The organism is Cohnella sp. SGD-V74 (genome assembly GCF_003001675.1).
Taxonomy (GTDB): Bacteria; Bacillota; Bacilli; order Paenibacillales; family Paenibacillaceae; genus Cohnella.
On record NZ_PVYW01000024.1, the window covers coordinates 14083 to 30275 of the forward strand.

Consider the following 16193-nt stretch of genomic DNA (forward strand, 5'->3'; position numbering starts at 1 on the left):
GAGCTTGCCTCATGAAAAAAATCACGTTGTTCGGCACGTTGAACACGATGTTTATCGCCTTATTTTCTCTGATTTGCACGATTCCGATGCTGCTTGTCCTGATGGTCTCCTTCACGGACGAAAAAGCCATTCAATTAAACGGCTACCAGCTCTTTCCCGAGAAGCTGTCGCTCGGAGCGTACAAGCTGCTGCTGCTCGGCAGCACGCCGCTGTACCAGAGCTATATGATCTCCATTCTCATCACCGTCGTCGGCACGCTGCTCGCCGTCTTCATCACCGGAGCCGCCGGATATACGCTGTCCAGCCGGCACGTCAAGTACCGCAATCATCTGGCGATGTTTTTCTTCGTCACGATGGTGTTCAATACGGGCATCGTTCCCTGGTATTTGATCAGCACGGGACTCGGTCTGAGAAACACGATATGGGCGTTAATCGTTCCGTCGATGATCTTCAATCCGTTTAACCTGTTTCTCGTACGGAACTACATGAAGCAAATTCCCGACACGCTGACCGAGGCGGCGCGCATCGACGGGGCCAACGATTTCTATATCGCGCTGAGAATTTTTTTCCCGCTCAGTCTGCCCGTGCTGGCCACCGTTACGCTGTTCTACGGCATCGGCTACTGGAACAACTGGTTCAACGCCATCATGCTTGTCGACAACAAGGACCTGTTCCCGCTGCAATTTCTGCTGTTCAAGCTCAATTCGGAGATCAGTATGATCCAGTCCATGCAGCGGACGATGAGCGAGGTAGCGACGACGCTCCCTGCCGAGTCGGTCAAGATGGCGACGGCCATTCTGACGATCGGACCGATCGTGTTTTTCTATCCCTTCTTGCAAAAGTATTTTATCAAGGGGCTTCTAATCGGTTCGGTGAAGGAGTAACCTGGCGGGTCCATAAGGGGCATAACGCGTGGGCGGATACCGGACGCACGGCGATTCGGGGATCGTTGCCGCGGCGATCAACCGGTTCGGGCAGGCTATTCGCCCGCCCGGTAGACGTCCTCTCTGGAATGAAAGCCGTCGGCGATAATCGTCTCGTCGATGTTGGACCGGTCGACGGCGATCGGCGGGAGCAGCACGGACGGCACCTCGACTTTGCCGTTGTTGATCTTCCGGGACGCGTCCGCCCGCTCGCCCTTGGCGAGCCCGACCGCCAGCTCCGCCGCCTTGTCCGCCAGCGCCTGGATCGGTTTGTATACGGTCATCGTCTGTGTGCCTTCGACGATCCGCTGCACGCCCGCAAGCTCCGCATCCTGTCCCGCGACCGGAATACGCCCGGCCAGCCCCTGCTCCGCGAGCGCCTGGATGACGCTGCCCGCCGTGGCGTCGTTGGCGGCGATCACCGCGTCGATCCGGTTGCCGTTGGCTTCCAGCGCCGCCTTCATGTTCGCCAGCGCGTTCACCGGCGTCCAGTCCTTCGTCCATTGATCGTAGACGACGGTGATATCGCCTTTGTCGATGAGCGGCTGCAGTACGTTGAACACGCCTTTCTTGAACAGATGGGCGTTGTTGTCGGTATCCGCTCCCCCAATGTACACGTACTTGCCTTTCGGGACAAGCTTCGTGATCGCCTGGGCCTGAAGCTCGCCGACTTTCTCGTTGTCGAAGGAGACGTACAGATCGATGTCTGCATTCTTGATCAAGCGGTCGTAGGACATGACCTTGGTGCCCGACGAATGGGCTTTCTTGACGATGGCGGCCATCGCTTCCGCGTCGTGGGGAACGACGACGAGAATGTCGACGCCTTGCCCGATCAGCGTCTCGGCCTGCTCGATCTGCTTCGCGTCGTCGCCGTTGGCGGCCAGCACGCTCACTTCCGCCCCGAGCGCCTCCACCGCCTGCTTGAACAGATCGCGGTCTTTCAGCCAGCGCTCCTCAAGCAGCGTATCCATGGAAAAGCCGACTTTGATTTTGCGATTGGCAGCCGCATCTTCGGGGGCAAGACCGCCTCCCGAATCCGCGACGGCCGAGGGCGAAGACGACGGCGGCCCGGCATCTCCCGTTCCTCCGTTCCCCGTCCCTTCGCAAGCCGCAACGATGCAAGCCAACGCCAGCATCAGCGCCAATACCGCTCCGTATGCCCGCCTCACCGACATCATCTCCTTATCCTCTTCGCGCCGGAAGCGTCCTGCGGTATTCCGTCGGCGATACGTCGCACATTTTTTTGAACACCTTGCTGAAGTAGTTCGGATCGTGATACCCGACCTCGTAAGTGATTTCCTTCAGGCTCTTGTCCGGATCGGCCATCAGCTTCTTCGCCTTGTCGATGCGGCACTCGGTCAGGAAATCGATATAGTTGACGCCGAGCTGCTCCTTGAACATTTTGCTGATATAGAACGGGCTCAGACCGACCCGCTTCCCGATGGCGTCCAGCGTAATGTCTTCGTGCGAATGCTCGGCGATGTACATCTTGATTCGCTGTATCGCGTCCGGCTCCACCCGTTGCTGATGCTCCGCATGGGCCTGCCTCATCCGCTCCAGCAGCATTCCCGATTCGCCGCGCAGCTGCCGATAATCGTGGGCCTGGAACGAATAGATCGGCGTGTCCGTCTCGACGCCCATCTCGAGCATGACCCGCGCGGCGATCCAGAGCAGCTCCAGCACGCGCTGCTGCGCCTGCAGCAGATCGACGCCCTCGTTCTCGCAGACGCGAATGAAATCCGCGACGTCCGCTTCGATCTGATCCCATTGGCCGAGACGGATCCGGTCGAAAAACAGTCTCTCGCGCTGCCTCGCAAGAGACGTGTCGCGCGCGTTTCCGAGCATGGGCACATCTTCGTAGAAACGGTATTTGACCGGAAGGCTCGGGTCCATGGAGGCGATCAGCGCCTCCTGATACGATTGGCGAATGTGGTCCAGCGACTCGCAGACGCCGCCGATGCCGACGAACCAGCCCTCCTCCGCCCCCGGCTTGGCGACAGACAGCAGGTCGCGGGCGAGACCGATCGCCTGGGAACGAAACGAACGTCCCGGTTCGCGGAACGCGACGACCGGAATTTGCCGGCCGTACATCGCTCCCATCCAGCCGCTGCCCGCCTGTCTGAGCTTCTCCTTGACCGCGGGGTACAGGCTATCCGAACCGGACGGCAGCAGGACAATCATCGAGAACGTCTCGTTCGTCGTCCTCGCGCCGAGCAGCCCGACCAATTCGTCCAGATGAACTTCGTGCACGTGATCGAACAGCAGCTGCGTGACGACGTCGGTCTCGACGAGCGGCAGCGTCTTGCGCAGCGCGTCCCGCTGGAGCCGGCCCGTTTCCCGCGCGGCCCGCTCGTCCTCGATCTCCTTCAGCACTTTGCCGACCGTCGCCACGATCTCCGCGGCTTTGCTCGGCTTGAGCAAATAGTCTTTGACGCCCAGCTTGATCGCCGACCGGGCGTATTCGAACGTATCGTAAGCCGTCACCATCACGAACTTGATGTCCGGATAGTCCGCGCGAATCCGCTCGACCGCTTCCAGTCCGCTCATCCCCGGCATTTTGATGTCCATCAGAATCGCGTCCGGCTGCAGTTCCTCGGTCATTCTGACGGCCGTCTTGCCGTTCTTCGCCTCGGCGATGTCCAGATCGGGAAAGCTTCTTCCCAATATGGCCCGCAGGCCGTCCCGTTCGATCTGTTCGTCATCCACGATCAGAAGCTTGATCATGCTTTCCGCTCTCCCTTGCTTTCGGTATGCTTAATCTCACTTTCGTCCCGCGCTCCCGGCCGCTCTCGATGGCGATGACGTCATCGCATCCGTAAAACAGCCTCAGCCGCCGGACGACGTTGCCCAAGCCGATTCCGGTCGTATGGCCGCCTTCCGATTCGACGGGACGCTCCTCGAGAATTTGCCGGATTCTCTCCTCCGCCATGCCCGGACCGTCGTCTTCGATCTCCACCGTTACCCGGTCCGCGCCGTCCACGATGCGAAACCAGATCTCGCCGCCGTCCTCCTCCGGTTCGATCGCGTAGATGACGGCGTTCTCGACGATCGGCTGAAGCGTAAGGCCGGGAAGCTGCACGTACAGGCAGCTTTCGTCGATGTCCGTATGGAAGCGCAGGCGCTCCGTAAAACGGGCTTTCTGAATTTCGACATATTGACGCAGCACCCGAACTTCGTCGTAGAGCGTGACGGAGCGGTCGAGCCGCTTCAGATTGTAGCGCAGCAGCGCCGCGACGCTGGCCAGCAGATCGCTCGTCTCCTCGGAGCCTTCCAGATAAGCCTTCTTGGAAAGCGTATTCAACGTGTTGAACAGAAAATGCGGATTGATCTGGCTCTGCAGGCTGCGCAGCTGGCTCTCCTGAAGCAGCAGCTTGCTCTGCTGCAGCTCGTTCTCGAGCTGGGCTTTCTGCTGGATTTCGGAAATCAGGTTGTTGATGTTGATGCGCATCCGGTCGAACATCTTGGCGAGGAACGAAATCTCGTCGTTGGACTCCACTTCGATCCGCAGGTCGAACCGGCCTCTGGACAGCTCCTTGGCCGCTTGCGTCAGCTTCAGCACCGGTCTCGTAATGCTGAGCGAGAAGGCGTAAGTAAACAGCAGAAGCAGGAACGTGATCAGCAGCAGCAGCCAGATCCCGAGCTTCTTCAGCTCCGCCGACTGTTCGATGATGCCGCGGTAGAAGCGGTCATACGTCTTCAGTTCCGCGTCGAGCAGCGTAAGCGACATCTCGGAGATATATTTGGAGATGCGGTCCGCTTCGGAGAAAGCATTGCCGGAAGCCTCGGTCTCCTTCTCGGACTGGAAGGTCAGCGAGCGTTCCGTCGTCTCGACGAGGCTGTCGATCAGGTTCATATAGTTGGTCAGCGCGAACTCGTTGCCCGGGTTGCGCAGCTCGATGACGTCGATTCTCGCCTTGCGAAGCTTCTCCTTGCTCTGCTCCAGCTGCGACAGATTGTCCCGGGACGGCGAGAGCAAATAGTTGTTCAGGGAAGTGACCGTCTGCTGGCTCGCGGTCGTCACTTCGTTCATGCGCAAATAGCGCTGCAAAATATCGTTGTACTGGTCTTGGGTTTTCTGATTGTAGTAGGTGAGGGCAATCCAGATTGCCGCCATGATGAAAAGAACGACCGCGGCCAGCGTCCATATTTTCTTCTGGATGCCGTTCATCGCTCGTCGGCCGCTTTCAGCATGCGAATTTCGGTGAAGTAGCCGTTGGAGTCGAGGGGAACCGTCTCTCCGCTCAGCCATTCGGTCATCAGGTTCACGCTGATCCTTCCCATCGTCTCGGGAGATTGCTCGATCACGCCGTCGAGCTTGCCTTGCTTAAGCAGCGACATCGAATCGTGACTGTCGTCGAACGAATAGATATGGTACGGCTCGACCCGGGAACGCCTGCCGATCTCCTGGATCATCGCCTCCGCGGTATTGGCGTTGACGGCGACGAACGCCTGCACGTCCGGCAGCCGGTTCATCAGATCCTGCGTCGCCGAGATGACCTGCTCCCTTGCATCCGTCGTCTCCGCGTATTCCGTCAGAACGTTCGGGTACTCCTTCAGCACATCGTATATGCCGTTAATCCGCTGCTGCTGGTAATATTCCCGGCGACTGTCTCCGAGCAGGACGACTTTGCCCGTCGATCCCATGTCGCTCAGCAATTGCCTGGCGATCAGCTGTCCGGCCAAATATTGATTGGAGCCGACATACGTCCGCCGGAGGCTGTCCGCCATCGGCACGTCGTTGGCCACGGTAACGATCGGAATGCCGTAGAACGCCGCTTTGACCTTCGTCAGCTGCTTGAACTCCTCCGTATCCAGTCCCTGCACGATGATGCCGTCCACCTTGGAGTCGATGGCGATCTCAATTTTCTTCAGAAAATCCTCCCGGTTTTTGCCGTAGCTGCCCCACACCTCGATGCTGGCTCCGACCCGTTCGGCCTCCTCCAGCGCCCCGGCTCCGACCTTGCCCCAGAACGGCGTCTCCAGCTCCTGCGTAATCAGGACAAGACGATATCGGGCCTGCTTCTCGCCCGGGGATTGCGGCAGCTGCCAATCCGAACGGAACACTTTGCCCGCCGATACGAACGTAAAATAGAAGAGAGCGACTCCCGCGAGCCCGAGCAAGAGGATCACTGTTTTGCGCAAGTGGACAGCTCCGTTTCTTCATGAAATGCCGGATAAGGTATTCTGTTTTCGACAACCTCCGGCCATTTCCCTCTTTTCCCGGCGGCGCGCGAAGGCGACGGTCGTGCGCTTGACGCACGCCGCCGCCTCGTCTATTGCGATTAGTTCGCGTAAATATGCGGAGCGTCCACATACTTGAGATAGTTTGTTTGGCTTTGTTCCAATTGACTCTCGGTTACATTCGACACGTCATGCAGCGAAAAAGGTGGCAAATAGTCTGCGTTAATATAACGGGCAAGCGCCTCTAGCGGCCTTAGAAGCTCGCCAATCGTGAAGCGGTTGGCTCCCAGCCGGACTATAGGACGCCGCCGTGCCGTAGGTCGATACGGCAGCGCCAATCTCTTTCCCTTGCAGCTTATCGCCGCCGGGTCCGTATGCAAAGCCGGCCTGAAGCACGGTGTCAAACCATTCTTTCAGCAGAGGCGGAGTGCTGTACCAGTACAAGGGAAATTGGAAAACGATGCGATCATGCTGCTCCAGCAGCGATTGTTCATGAGCGGCATCGATGTTTCCGGACGGATACGCTTGATATAAGTCGTGTACGGTTACATGACCGTGCCTCTGCAATTCTCGCATCCAAGCCTTGTTAATCCTTGATGAGGCCAGATCAGGGTGAGCTACGATAACCAATGTTTTCATTTGAATCTCTCCAATCTGCAGGTAGTAGGTTTACAACTCACATCATAGCCACTTAACTTTAGAAAAGTAAGTACGCACTTTTAGGCGAATACTTACGAAATGGAGAGCGAGCACCGACCTGACTATCCCCTACGCTTAACCCATAACGAGCCCAATTTGTTGAAAATCTAATTATCTGCGGTTGCCCATCCACGCACATGAGCACACGCCCTATGAAGAGACTACCACGAGGGATTAGTCGAAAAAGTCGATTAACGCGACTCCAACCAGGCTCGAACTGAGGCCGTTAGTCGAAAAAATCGATTAACGCGACTCCAATCAGGCTCGAGCTGAGGCCGTTAGTCGAAAAAATCGATTAGCGCGACTCCAGCCAGGCTCGAACGGAGGCCGTTAGTCGAAAAAGTCGATTAACGCGACTCCAATCAGGCTCGAGCTGAGGGCGTTAGTCGAAAAAATCGATTAGCGCGACTCCAGCCAGGCTCGAACGGAGGCCGTTAGTCGAAAAAATCGATTAACGCGACTCCAACCAGGCTCGAACGGAGGCCGTTAGTCGAAAAAATCGATTAACGTGACTCCAATCAGGCTCGAACGGAGGCCGTTAGTCGAAAAAATCGATTAACGCGACTCCAATCAGGCTCGAACTGAGGCCGTTAGTCGAAAAAATCGATTAACGCGACTCCAATCAGGCTCGAACGGAGGCCGTTAGTCGAAAAAGTCGATTAACGCGACTATCCATCTACAAGAAAACGGCAGCCCCGCATGTTGTTCATGCGCAAGGCTGCCGTGTGGCTATCATCCACCGTTGAGGCGATGACGGGTCTAGCGATCTGCCGAAGACTGAGCGGAGACGGGAGACGGACTATCGACGGAAACAGGGATTTGAAATTGCCTGCCCCATTGCTGCAACAGTTGAATCGCCGGCTTTAATTGATCGCCCAGCTCGGTTAATGCATATTCAACTTTGGGAGGGACGACGGGATAGACCTCTCTGCTAATAATTCCCGCATCTTCGAGCTCGCGCAGCTGCTCGGCAAGCATTTTATGGTTAATGCCGACTATTAGCTTCTTCAACTCCCCGTACCGTTTCTTCCCCTCCATCAATTTGCAAATAATCGTCGTTTTCCATTTGCCGGAGAAGAGAGAGACTGCGAGCTCGATCGGACACTGGTACTGCTTCCCATTAAATTCATATCGAATGACTTGAGGTTCCATAACGATACTTCCCTTCCGGTAAGTATTAAACGAAAAAGTGCGAACTTATCTTTTGTAAGTATATTTTGTATGATTAGCGCTGTAAATAAAACAGATGTGCCGAGGTGAAAGAAATGCGCAAAACGTTTTTGGTTTACCTGGTTTCCATGGCGGCGTTTTTTGGCCCCTTCACGCAAACCCTCTATTCGCCGTTGCTGCCGGAGTTAGCCAAACAGCTTCAAGCCTCTCAAGACGCCGTGAATTTAACGATTTCCATTTATCCGATTTTTTTCGCCTGTATGCAGCTCGTATACGGTCCGTTAATCGATAGGTACGGCAGGAGAAAAATTTTGTTAATCGGGTTCATGTTCTATGTGTGCGCAACGATTGGCGCAGCCATGTCCGAAACGGTAGAGCAGTTGATTTTGTTCCGGGCGCTGCAGGCGATGGGGGTGGCCGTCGGGTCGGTGGCCGCCATTACCATTATCGGAGATTTGTTTGAAGGGGACAGACGCGGACGTTCGATGGGGATCTATCAGATGCTGGTTGCGCTGGGTCCTGGGCTGGGACCTGTCGCGGGCGGCATCATAGGGCAGCATTACGGCGTCGATCGCTTGTTTTGGCTGCTGTTTGCATTCAGTTTGGCGTTCTGGCTTGTGTTGTTCTTCTGCCTGCCGGAGACCAAATCTGCACATGTCCGAAGCGGTCAATTCCGACTTCGGCAGATGACCGCAGTTCTGACTCATCGAGTCGGACTAGCCATTGTCGCACTGGGTTCCATTCAATATGCCGTGTTTTATACCTTGCTTGTTCTGCTTCCGAGCATCGTTGTCGATGTATATGCGCTGACGCCAAGCCGCATCGGGTGGATGTTTCTTCCCATATCGGCCTGCATCGTGATCGGCAGCATCATCGGCGGACGGTTGCAGGAACATATTGAAGCCAAAAAGCTGTTGCTGCTGTTAGCCGCGCTAAACATGATGTCCGTGCTGCTGTTCGCGCTGACCGCATCGATATCCGTGCCTCTGTTGGTCGTCAGTCTGGCCATGTTCGGCCTGAGCCTCGGGTTATCGCTGCCGGTGCAGCTCACGATACTAGCCAATGAACTTCCCAGTCATCGGGCCAGCTCGACGGGAGTCTATAACTTCTTCCGCTATATTTGGATGACGATTGGACCCGTGGCTGGCACCGTCTTTTACCGATTCGGATATAAGGCGGAATTTTACGTGTTCGTGTTCATCTTTATATGCGTGCTGCTCTTCATTTATCTTCGCTTCTTCGGAACAAGCTTCTCGTCGCACTCTTCGGAGGAACAGCGTTCATTGTAACCTTCCGGCTAACCGAGCTCTCTCCCCTTCCGCGCGCTCTCCGCCTTGCCGCGGGAGTGGCGGACCAGCTCCGCGTAATAACCGTGCAGCTCCAGCAGCCGGGCATGCGCGCCTTCCTCGACGATGCGCCCGCCGCGCATGACGATGATCCGGTCGGCGTGCACAATCGTCGACAGCCGGTGCGCGATGACGATCGTCGTGCGATGCTCCGAGACGACGCGCAGCGCGTTCTGGACAAGCTGCTCGGTATAGGAGTCGAGGTTGGCGGTCGCTTCGTCCAGAATGAGGATTTTCGGCTGGAACACGATAATTCTCGCGAACGAGATGAGCTGCCGCTCCCCGGCGGACAGTCCGCTCCCCCGCTCCGACAGCCGGGTGTCGTAGCCGTCCTTCATTCTGCCGATCAGTTCGTCCGCTCCGACGAACCGGCAGGCGCGCACGACCTCTTCCCGGGAAATCGATTCGTCGAACATCCGCACGTTGTCGACGATGCTTCCCGAGTACAGGTACGGCTCTTGCTGGACCAGTCCGATCAGCCTGTGCAGCTGCTCCTGGGGGATATCGCGCACGTCCGTCCCGTCGATCGTCACGCTCCCTTGGCGGACGTCGTAGAACCGGCACAGCAAGCCGATCAGCGTGCTCTTCCCTGCTCCCGTCGCGCCGACGACTCCGATCATCTCTCCCGGCGAGATCCGCAGGGTGAGATCGTGAATGACCGGCTGACCTTCCTCGTAGTAAAAACGCACGCGGTTGAAGTCGATCCGGCCAAGCACCGATCGGGAATCCACGTTCGCCGGTTCGTCCGCGTCCTTCACTTCCGGCTTCGCGGAGAAGATGGTCCAGATGCGCTGCGCGGATACGGTCGCCGACTGAAGCGTGTTCCACTGCTGGGTAATGGCGCTGATCGGCTGAAAAAACAGGCGGATATACGTAATGAACGCGTACATGACGCCGAACTCGATATTCCCGTGAAACACCGCGTTGCCGCCCAGCCAGGTGACGAAGGCAACGGCCAGACCGCCGAGGATGTCGAAGGAGCGGTTAAACAGAACGTTGGTGCTCACTTCCTTGAGATTGGCGCCGAAATACGCCCGGTTGCGGTCCGCGAACCGGTTCTTCTGCTCCTTCTCCTGATGGAACGCCTGGATCAGGCTCATCCCCGCCAAGTTTTCGGCCGCGAAGGAAATCAACCGGGACAACGCCGTGCGGGCGTTCTGGTACGTCTTCCTCATGTACTGTCGGAAGCCGATCGCGATCAGGAACAGAATCGGAACCAGGATCAGGCAATACAGCGTCAGCTCTGCATCGAGATGAAACATCACGGCGACGATAAAGATCAGCGTCATGCCGTCGCGCATCAGGCTCAGCAGCACCTGCGAGAAAAATTGGTTAAGCGATTCGGTATCGCTGGAGACGTGGGTGATCAGGCTCCCGCTCGGCGTCCGGTCGAAATACGACATCGACAGCCGGGAGATGTGCCGGAACAGGTCTTGGCGAATACGGGCGATAATGCTCTGGGAGGCGTACTGGAGCATATTGTTCATCAAATAGCTGAACACGAACCCGAGTACGGACAGCAGCAAATACACGCCGCAGATGATCAGCAGCATCCGAAAATCATTCTTGCCGGCCATAATGTTGTCGTCGATGGCGACTTTCACCAAATACGGCTGGAGCAATTCGGCCGCGACCGCGAGCAGCGACAGGAAGAAGACGAGCGCGAATTGCCGGCGGTGAGGTTTGCCGTAGGCGAGCAGCGAGCGAAAAGCCGTCTTCTTCCCCGCGGCTTGAGCTTTATTCCGCATCCCGGCTTCCCTCCTCCTGAATGGCGTGCAGCGAAGCGTACAGCCCCGGCTCGCTTACGAGCCGGTCATGGGTGCCGCGCTGCACGATCCGTCCTTCGTCCAGCACGAAGATCTCGTCGGCGTGCTTCAGCGCGCTGATCCGGTGCGCGATCACGATCGTCGTCAGCCCCTGGCGCTCGGCCGAGATCGTATCGATGATTTTCTGCTCCGTCACCGCGTCGACCGCGCTTACGCTGTCGTCCAGAATCATGATCGGCGCGTTCTTGATCAAGCCGCGCGCAAGGCTCGTGCGCTGGCGCTGTCCCCCGGACAGCGTCACGCCGCGCTCTCCCAGCTTCGTCTCGAACCGCTCGGGAAACTCGACGATGTTGCCGTAGATTTGCGCCTGCCTGGCGGCTTCCTTGATTCGGCTCATCGCCGAGTCCCTGCGGTAGAAAGCGATGTTGTCGCGGATCGTCGTACTGAACAGGAAGCCCTCCTGAGGCACGTAGGCGATCTGGCCGCGCAAGCTCTCCAGCGTCAAATCCCGGATGTCGGCGCCGCCGATCGTAATCGCGCCCTCCGGCGGATCGTACATCCGCAGCAGCAGCTTCATAAGCGTCGTCTTGCCGCTGCCCGTCTTCCCCAGAATGCCGACGGTTGTGCCCGGCGGAATGTCCAGGCTCAAATCGTGCAGCGCCTCCAAATTCGAATCGGGATAGGAGAACGTCAAATGGCGGATCCGGATTCCGGCGTGCCGAAGATCGCGCGCCTGAGCCTGTTCCGCCTCTTGTATCTCCCCTGCCTTGGACAGCAGCTCGTTGATTCTGTCGAGAGATGCGCGGGATCGCTGCATCGTATTGATGACGCCGCCGATCTGCTGCAAGGGGTTGACCATCATGCGAATGTAAAGGGTAAGCGCGACGAAGTTGCCGATCGAGATGCGCTGATGAATCGTCAGGTAGCCGCCGTACACGATCGCGATAATGAGCGACAGCGTGCCCAGAAAAGGGATCAGCGCCTGAAACAGCGAGGAGACGCGCACCAGCTTAAGCTGCTTGCCGTGAACGCGGTCGACCTCGGCGCCGAAGCGCGCGCTCATGATTCGCTCGGCCGCGAACTTTTTGGTCACCCGAATGCCGCCGAACTGCTCCTCCGCCGACTCCGTCATTTTCCCGAGCGCCTCCTGCACGGACAACGACCGGGTGCGAATGACCGGCCCGAATACGCTTACGATCCAGGGAATGGCGAGCAGCGGAAGCACGCTGACCGCGATCAGATGCAGAGGGATGTCGCTCAGCAGCATCATCGCGACCGCCGATACGATCAGGATTCCGGAGTTGGTCGACTGGTTGATGCCCCGGGCAATCGCTTCCCGAACCGCGGTCACGTCGTTCATGACGTAGCTGAGCAGCTTGCCTACCCCGTTCTTGGAATAGAAATGCTCGCCCAGCGTCATGAAATGATCGAACAACCGACCGCGCGTAAAAAACTCGAACAACCGTCCGAGTCTCATTACAATATATTGTCCCAGCCCTGCCAGGACGCCGAAGGCGACGCCCACTCCCAGCAGCAGCAAGCCGTAATCGACGATATGCGCTTCCGTCAACTGATCCTGCTTCAGCTGATCCGCGAAGCTGCCGATGATGCGCGGATAGAACGACTGAATGACGTTGCCGGCAGCCATGAACGCGATCGCCAGAAGGTAATACGGCCATTTTCCTTGCAAATATTCGACGAGCACGCGTTGCGACTTCAAGCGGCATCACTTCCCGTACGTATTTCCTTCACCGCCATTGTAGACGTTTTCCGAAAGGGGAACAAGGAAGGAACGAAGGAATAATCGGGAGGGATCGCGAGAAAAACGGGCGTCGTCCGGCGAGAGCAGCGCCATAGCGCTACTCTTGCGAATCGGCGCGCGGTTGTGCGGCATCGTGCTTGTCGACGATAAAAGAGATCGAGGTTCCCCGGCCGGGCAAACTCTTGATCCGCAAGCCTTTGCCGTACATTCGCTTCAGTCTGCGATCCGTGTTGATGAGGCCGACTCCCGCCTCCATGTACGGGTCGTCCTCCCGTTGGCGCACAAGCGGATTCTCGTCCATCCCGACCCCGTCGTCCTCGACGGCGATCTCCGCGTAAGTCGCAAAGTCGGACACCCGGATCGCGATCTTCCCTCCGCCGGAGCGCTTCATGACGCCGTGGCGAATGGCGTTCTCGACCAGCGGTTGAATGGTCAGCAGCGGAATTCGCAGATCCTTGCATTCGTCGATCTCCCAGGACACGGCCAGACGATCCTCATACCGTTCCTGCTCGATATGCAGGTAGGACCGGACGATGCTGAGCTCCTCTTCGATCGGCACGGGTCCGTCAATATTTTGAAGCTTGAATTTGTCGCGCAGATGGTTGCCGAACGCTTCGAGCATGTTGCGCATCCGGTCGAGATCGATCTCGCTCAGCGCCCGAATCGCCGTCAGCGTGTTGAACAGGAAATGAGGCTGGATCTGCGCTTGCAGCCACGCCGATTCCATCCGCAGCCGTTCGCGGACGGACTTCTTCACATCGGTCAGCGCCTTCACCCGGGAACGAAGCTCCAGCGCCTCCACCGGCTTCGTCACGTATTCGTTGGCGCCCGCCTGGAAGCCGTAGGAGATATCCTCGGGCTGGCTTCTGGCGGTAAGAAGCAGAATCGGCAGCTCCGAGATCGAATACCGGGCGCGGATCGCGCGCGCGAGCTCGTAGCCGGACATTCTCGGCAGCATGACGTCCGACACGACCAGGTCCCATTCCTTCTCGTCCAGCACTTCGAGCGCTTGATTGGCGCTCGTGACCGACGTCATATCGTAGCTCTCGTAGGAAAGAATCGATTCGAGCACCTTCAGGTTGACGGGGTCGTCGTCGATCAGCAAAATTCTGGGCCGGTCCGCGGAAGGCGGCTGTTCCTCCGGCCTCGCCGGTTCGTCCCTGGAATTGCCGTACAAGGACGCCGCGGCTTCCGCCATCGCGATCGCCGCAGCGGCGACGGCTTCCTTCTCCGTCCCGGCATCGAACGAATCGGCCAGCGGCAGCGTGAACACGAACTCCGTCCCCTTGCCCGGAGTCGAGCTGACCTGCAGCGACTGTCCGTGCAGCTCCAGCAGCTGCTTGCAGATGCTGAGTCCGAGGCCGAATCCTCCCTCGACCATCGTCTGCTCCGCTCCGGCTTGCTCGTACGAATCGAAGATGCGCTTCATCGTCTCCTCGTCCATGCCGATCCCCGTATCCGTAACCGACACGAATGCCTTCCCGTCCTCGACCCGCGCCCGAATGGCCACTTCCCCTTCGCTCGTAAACTTCACGGCGTTGTGAAGCAGGTTAAAGACGATCTGAACGACTCTGTTCTCGTCCGCGCGCACCCGGGGAAAATGGTCCGGAATGCCGTTCACGAGCTTAACCGGCGTGCCTTCCCTCATCGATTGCAGCATATCCAGCACGCCCGTCGCGACGGAATGGATGGAGAAGCTGCCGTAGTGAAGACGCGGCGCGTTCTCCTTCAAGGTCATCGCGTACAGCAAGTCGTTCAGAATAAGCGACATCCGCCGCCCTACGGACAGAACGACTTCCAGATCCTTGACGCTCCTGGCCTGGAGCGAATGTCTCTCCCGATCCAACACGCCTTGCGAAATATTCAATATGCCGTGCAGCGGATTGCGGAGCTCATGGGACGTATTGGCGAGGAAGCTGTCCTTCTGCTTGTCCGTTCTCTGCAGCTTGGCGGCCAGGCTTTTCATTGCCGCATGGGCTTGGAAATAGCGGCTGAACCATATGGATGCGTAACAAGCGGTGGAGACGATCAGATCGAACGGATAATACATGACGCTGATGCCCAGCACCATCTGGATGCCCCACCAGGCGAAGTTGCTTGCGAACGCGATCAGGGCAAGCAGCAGCGGGGCGTTCTCTTTGACATCCTTCGCGGACGTGCGAATCATGGAGAAAATCGCGACGAATACGGAGATTGCGGCCAAGCCTCCGTACAAGGCCTGTATCGTCAATATGTGACGCGCGGGCAATACAAGCGCCAGCAAGGCGGCGGTCCCGCACAGCCGGGAAAACCAAGGGGAGATCCTGTGCCAGAGCCCCGGCAACTGGTTCGACACGCACTGAAGCAACGAATAAGCGGTGCCGGCCATGGCCAGATGGACGAGCTTGAAGCCCCAATCGTAATCCATCTGCCAATATTGATGCAGCACCTTCTCGTTGCTGCCGAGCGAGTCCATAACCGTCGCGCTGAAGGTGAGCAAGGAAAAGTAAAGCAGCTTTTTCTCGCGGGTTCCGATCAAATAAAGAATAAGGGCGTATCCGGAATGAAGCAAAAACACGACGACGGCCAACTGCTGCATGGAGACGGACAGATGAGTCTCGCGCGCGATCGCCTCCTCCGTCCCGAACTTGACGGAGCGGACGATCCCGCCTTCGCGAACGTCCTTGTAATTGGCCGCCCGGATGATCAGCTCGATCCGTCCGGAGCGATCGGCGGCGAACGAAGCGCCGTAAGGCAGATTCCACGCTTCATACGTGTCTTCGCTGTCCGACGGAATCCCGGACCTCGCCAGCAGCCGGCCGTTGGCGTACAGCGACGACGAGCTGCGCACGCTGGGAATGCGAACCGCGAAGTTCGCGTCCGTCCCCGGGTCGACGCGGATGACAAGCCGATAAGAGCCGTATCCGAAAGACCGGCCCCCCCGGTCCCCCTCTTCGTCTCCGTCTCCGCGCACATAGTCGTTCCAGCCCCCCGGCACCGATAGGATCGAGCCTTCCGGCCGCAGGCTCTCCCCGCCCTCCAGCAACGCTCCGGGATAAAACTCCCACTCGCCGTCGAGCGCGATCGTCCCTTTCTCCCAGTTCCATCCTCGCAAATCGAGCAGCCCGTCCGCCGCGAGCGGCTGATCCGCCTGATGGAAATGCGAGATCCACGCCAAGCGCGCCCCCGTAAGCGCGAGCGCAAACAGAACGACCGCTATCACGATATACTGTTGCGACATTCGCTTCATTATCGTTGCCAAGATAAACGAGCTCCCTCATGCTCTCTATCTTTTTTACTATACAGACCGCATCTGAAATATTTCTAAAATCGCGGGGCCGGGGCGAGGGTGAGAACGGGCGTCTTG

General features: G+C 57.9%; 10 protein-coding genes and 1 pseudogene. 2 read left to right on the forward strand and 9 right to left on the reverse strand.

Annotated features, from left to right (window positions below):
• Nucleotides 1–11: 11 nt before the first annotated feature.
• A complete protein-coding gene (locus B0G52_RS28910) occupies nucleotides 12–884 on the forward strand; it encodes a carbohydrate ABC transporter permease (RefSeq protein WP_094049833.1) in 873 nt (290 codons plus the stop codon).
• A gap of 95 nt (nucleotides 885–979) precedes the next feature.
• Here the strand turns inward: B0G52_RS28910 and xylF are convergent, their stop codons facing one another.
• The 6 genes and pseudogenes from xylF to B0G52_RS28940 all read right to left on the reverse strand — a co-directional run bounded on the left by xylF (nucleotide 980) and on the right by B0G52_RS28940 (nucleotide 7955).
• Nucleotides 980–2092, reverse strand: coding sequence for a D-xylose ABC transporter substrate-binding protein (xylF, locus tag B0G52_RS28915; protein ID WP_369827155.1), 1113 nt, complete (start codon nucleotides 2090–2092; stop codon nucleotides 980–982).
• Between the two features lie 13 nt (nucleotides 2093–2105).
• Nucleotides 2106–3647 (reverse strand): response regulator, encoded by a 1542-nt coding sequence (locus B0G52_RS28920; RefSeq protein WP_094049834.1) that lies wholly within the window; start codon nucleotides 3645–3647, stop codon nucleotides 2106–2108.
• On the reverse strand, nucleotides 3622–5091 hold the full coding sequence (locus tag B0G52_RS28925) for a sensor histidine kinase (RefSeq protein WP_094049835.1): 1470 nt from the start codon (nucleotides 5089–5091) through the stop codon (nucleotides 3622–3624). The genes B0G52_RS28920 and B0G52_RS28925 overlap by 26 nt, the downstream gene beginning before the upstream one ends.
• Nucleotides 5088–6065, reverse strand: coding sequence for a sugar ABC transporter substrate-binding protein (locus B0G52_RS28930; RefSeq protein ID WP_094049837.1), 978 nt, complete (start codon nucleotides 6063–6065; stop codon nucleotides 5088–5090). Before B0G52_RS28930 ends, B0G52_RS28925 begins: the two co-directional genes overlap by 4 nt.
• Nucleotides 6066–6205: 140 nt before the next feature.
• A pseudogene (locus B0G52_RS28935) lies at nucleotides 6206–6743 on the reverse strand (NAD(P)H-dependent oxidoreductase).
• Between the two features lie 819 nt (nucleotides 6744–7562).
• On the reverse strand, nucleotides 7563–7955 hold the full coding sequence (locus B0G52_RS28940; protein ID WP_094049839.1) for a winged helix-turn-helix transcriptional regulator: 393 nt from the start codon (nucleotides 7953–7955) through the stop codon (nucleotides 7563–7565).
• Nucleotides 7956–8068: 113 nt separating this feature from the next.
• Between B0G52_RS28940 and B0G52_RS28945 the strand changes: the two genes are divergently transcribed.
• A complete protein-coding gene (locus B0G52_RS28945) occupies nucleotides 8069–9262 on the forward strand; it encodes an MFS transporter (protein WP_094049841.1) in 1194 nt (397 codons plus the stop codon).
• Between the two features lie 8 nt (nucleotides 9263–9270).
• Here the strand turns inward: B0G52_RS28945 and B0G52_RS28950 are convergent, their stop codons facing one another.
• The 3 genes from B0G52_RS28950 to B0G52_RS28960 form a co-directional block, all read right to left on the reverse strand.
• A complete protein-coding gene (locus B0G52_RS28950) occupies nucleotides 9271–11067 on the reverse strand; it encodes an ABC transporter ATP-binding protein (RefSeq protein WP_094049843.1) in 1797 nt (598 codons plus the stop codon).
• Nucleotides 11057–12805 (reverse strand): ABC transporter ATP-binding protein, encoded by a 1749-nt coding sequence (locus B0G52_RS28955; RefSeq protein ID WP_094049845.1) that lies wholly within the window; start codon nucleotides 12803–12805, stop codon nucleotides 11057–11059. The genes B0G52_RS28950 and B0G52_RS28955 overlap by 11 nt, the downstream gene beginning before the upstream one ends.
• A gap of 139 nt (nucleotides 12806–12944) precedes the next feature.
• Nucleotides 12945–16088, reverse strand: coding sequence for an ATP-binding response regulator (locus B0G52_RS28960; protein ID WP_369827156.1), 3144 nt, complete (start codon nucleotides 16086–16088; stop codon nucleotides 12945–12947).
• Nucleotides 16089–16193 lie beyond the last annotated feature (105 nt).

Coding starts and splice junctions, on each gene's coding strand:
- B0G52_RS28920 (WP_094049834.1), bottom strand. CDS start 3,647: ATGATCAAGCTTCTGATCGTGGATGACGAACAGATCGAACGGGACGGC.
- B0G52_RS28940 (WP_094049839.1), bottom strand. CDS start 7,955: ATGGAACCTCAAGTCATTCGATATGAATTTAATGGGAAGCAGTACCAG.
- B0G52_RS28925 (WP_094049835.1), bottom strand. CDS start 5,091: ATGAACGGCATCCAGAAGAAAATATGGACGCTGGCCGCGGTCGTTCTT.
- B0G52_RS28910 (WP_094049833.1), top strand. CDS start 12: ATGAAAAAAATCACGTTGTTCGGCACGTTGAACACGATGTTTATCGCC.
- B0G52_RS28945 (WP_094049841.1), top strand. CDS start 8,069: ATGCGCAAAACGTTTTTGGTTTACCTGGTTTCCATGGCGGCGTTTTTT.
- B0G52_RS28950 (WP_094049843.1), bottom strand. CDS start 11,067: ATGCGGAATAAAGCTCAAGCCGCGGGGAAGAAGACGGCTTTTCGCTCG.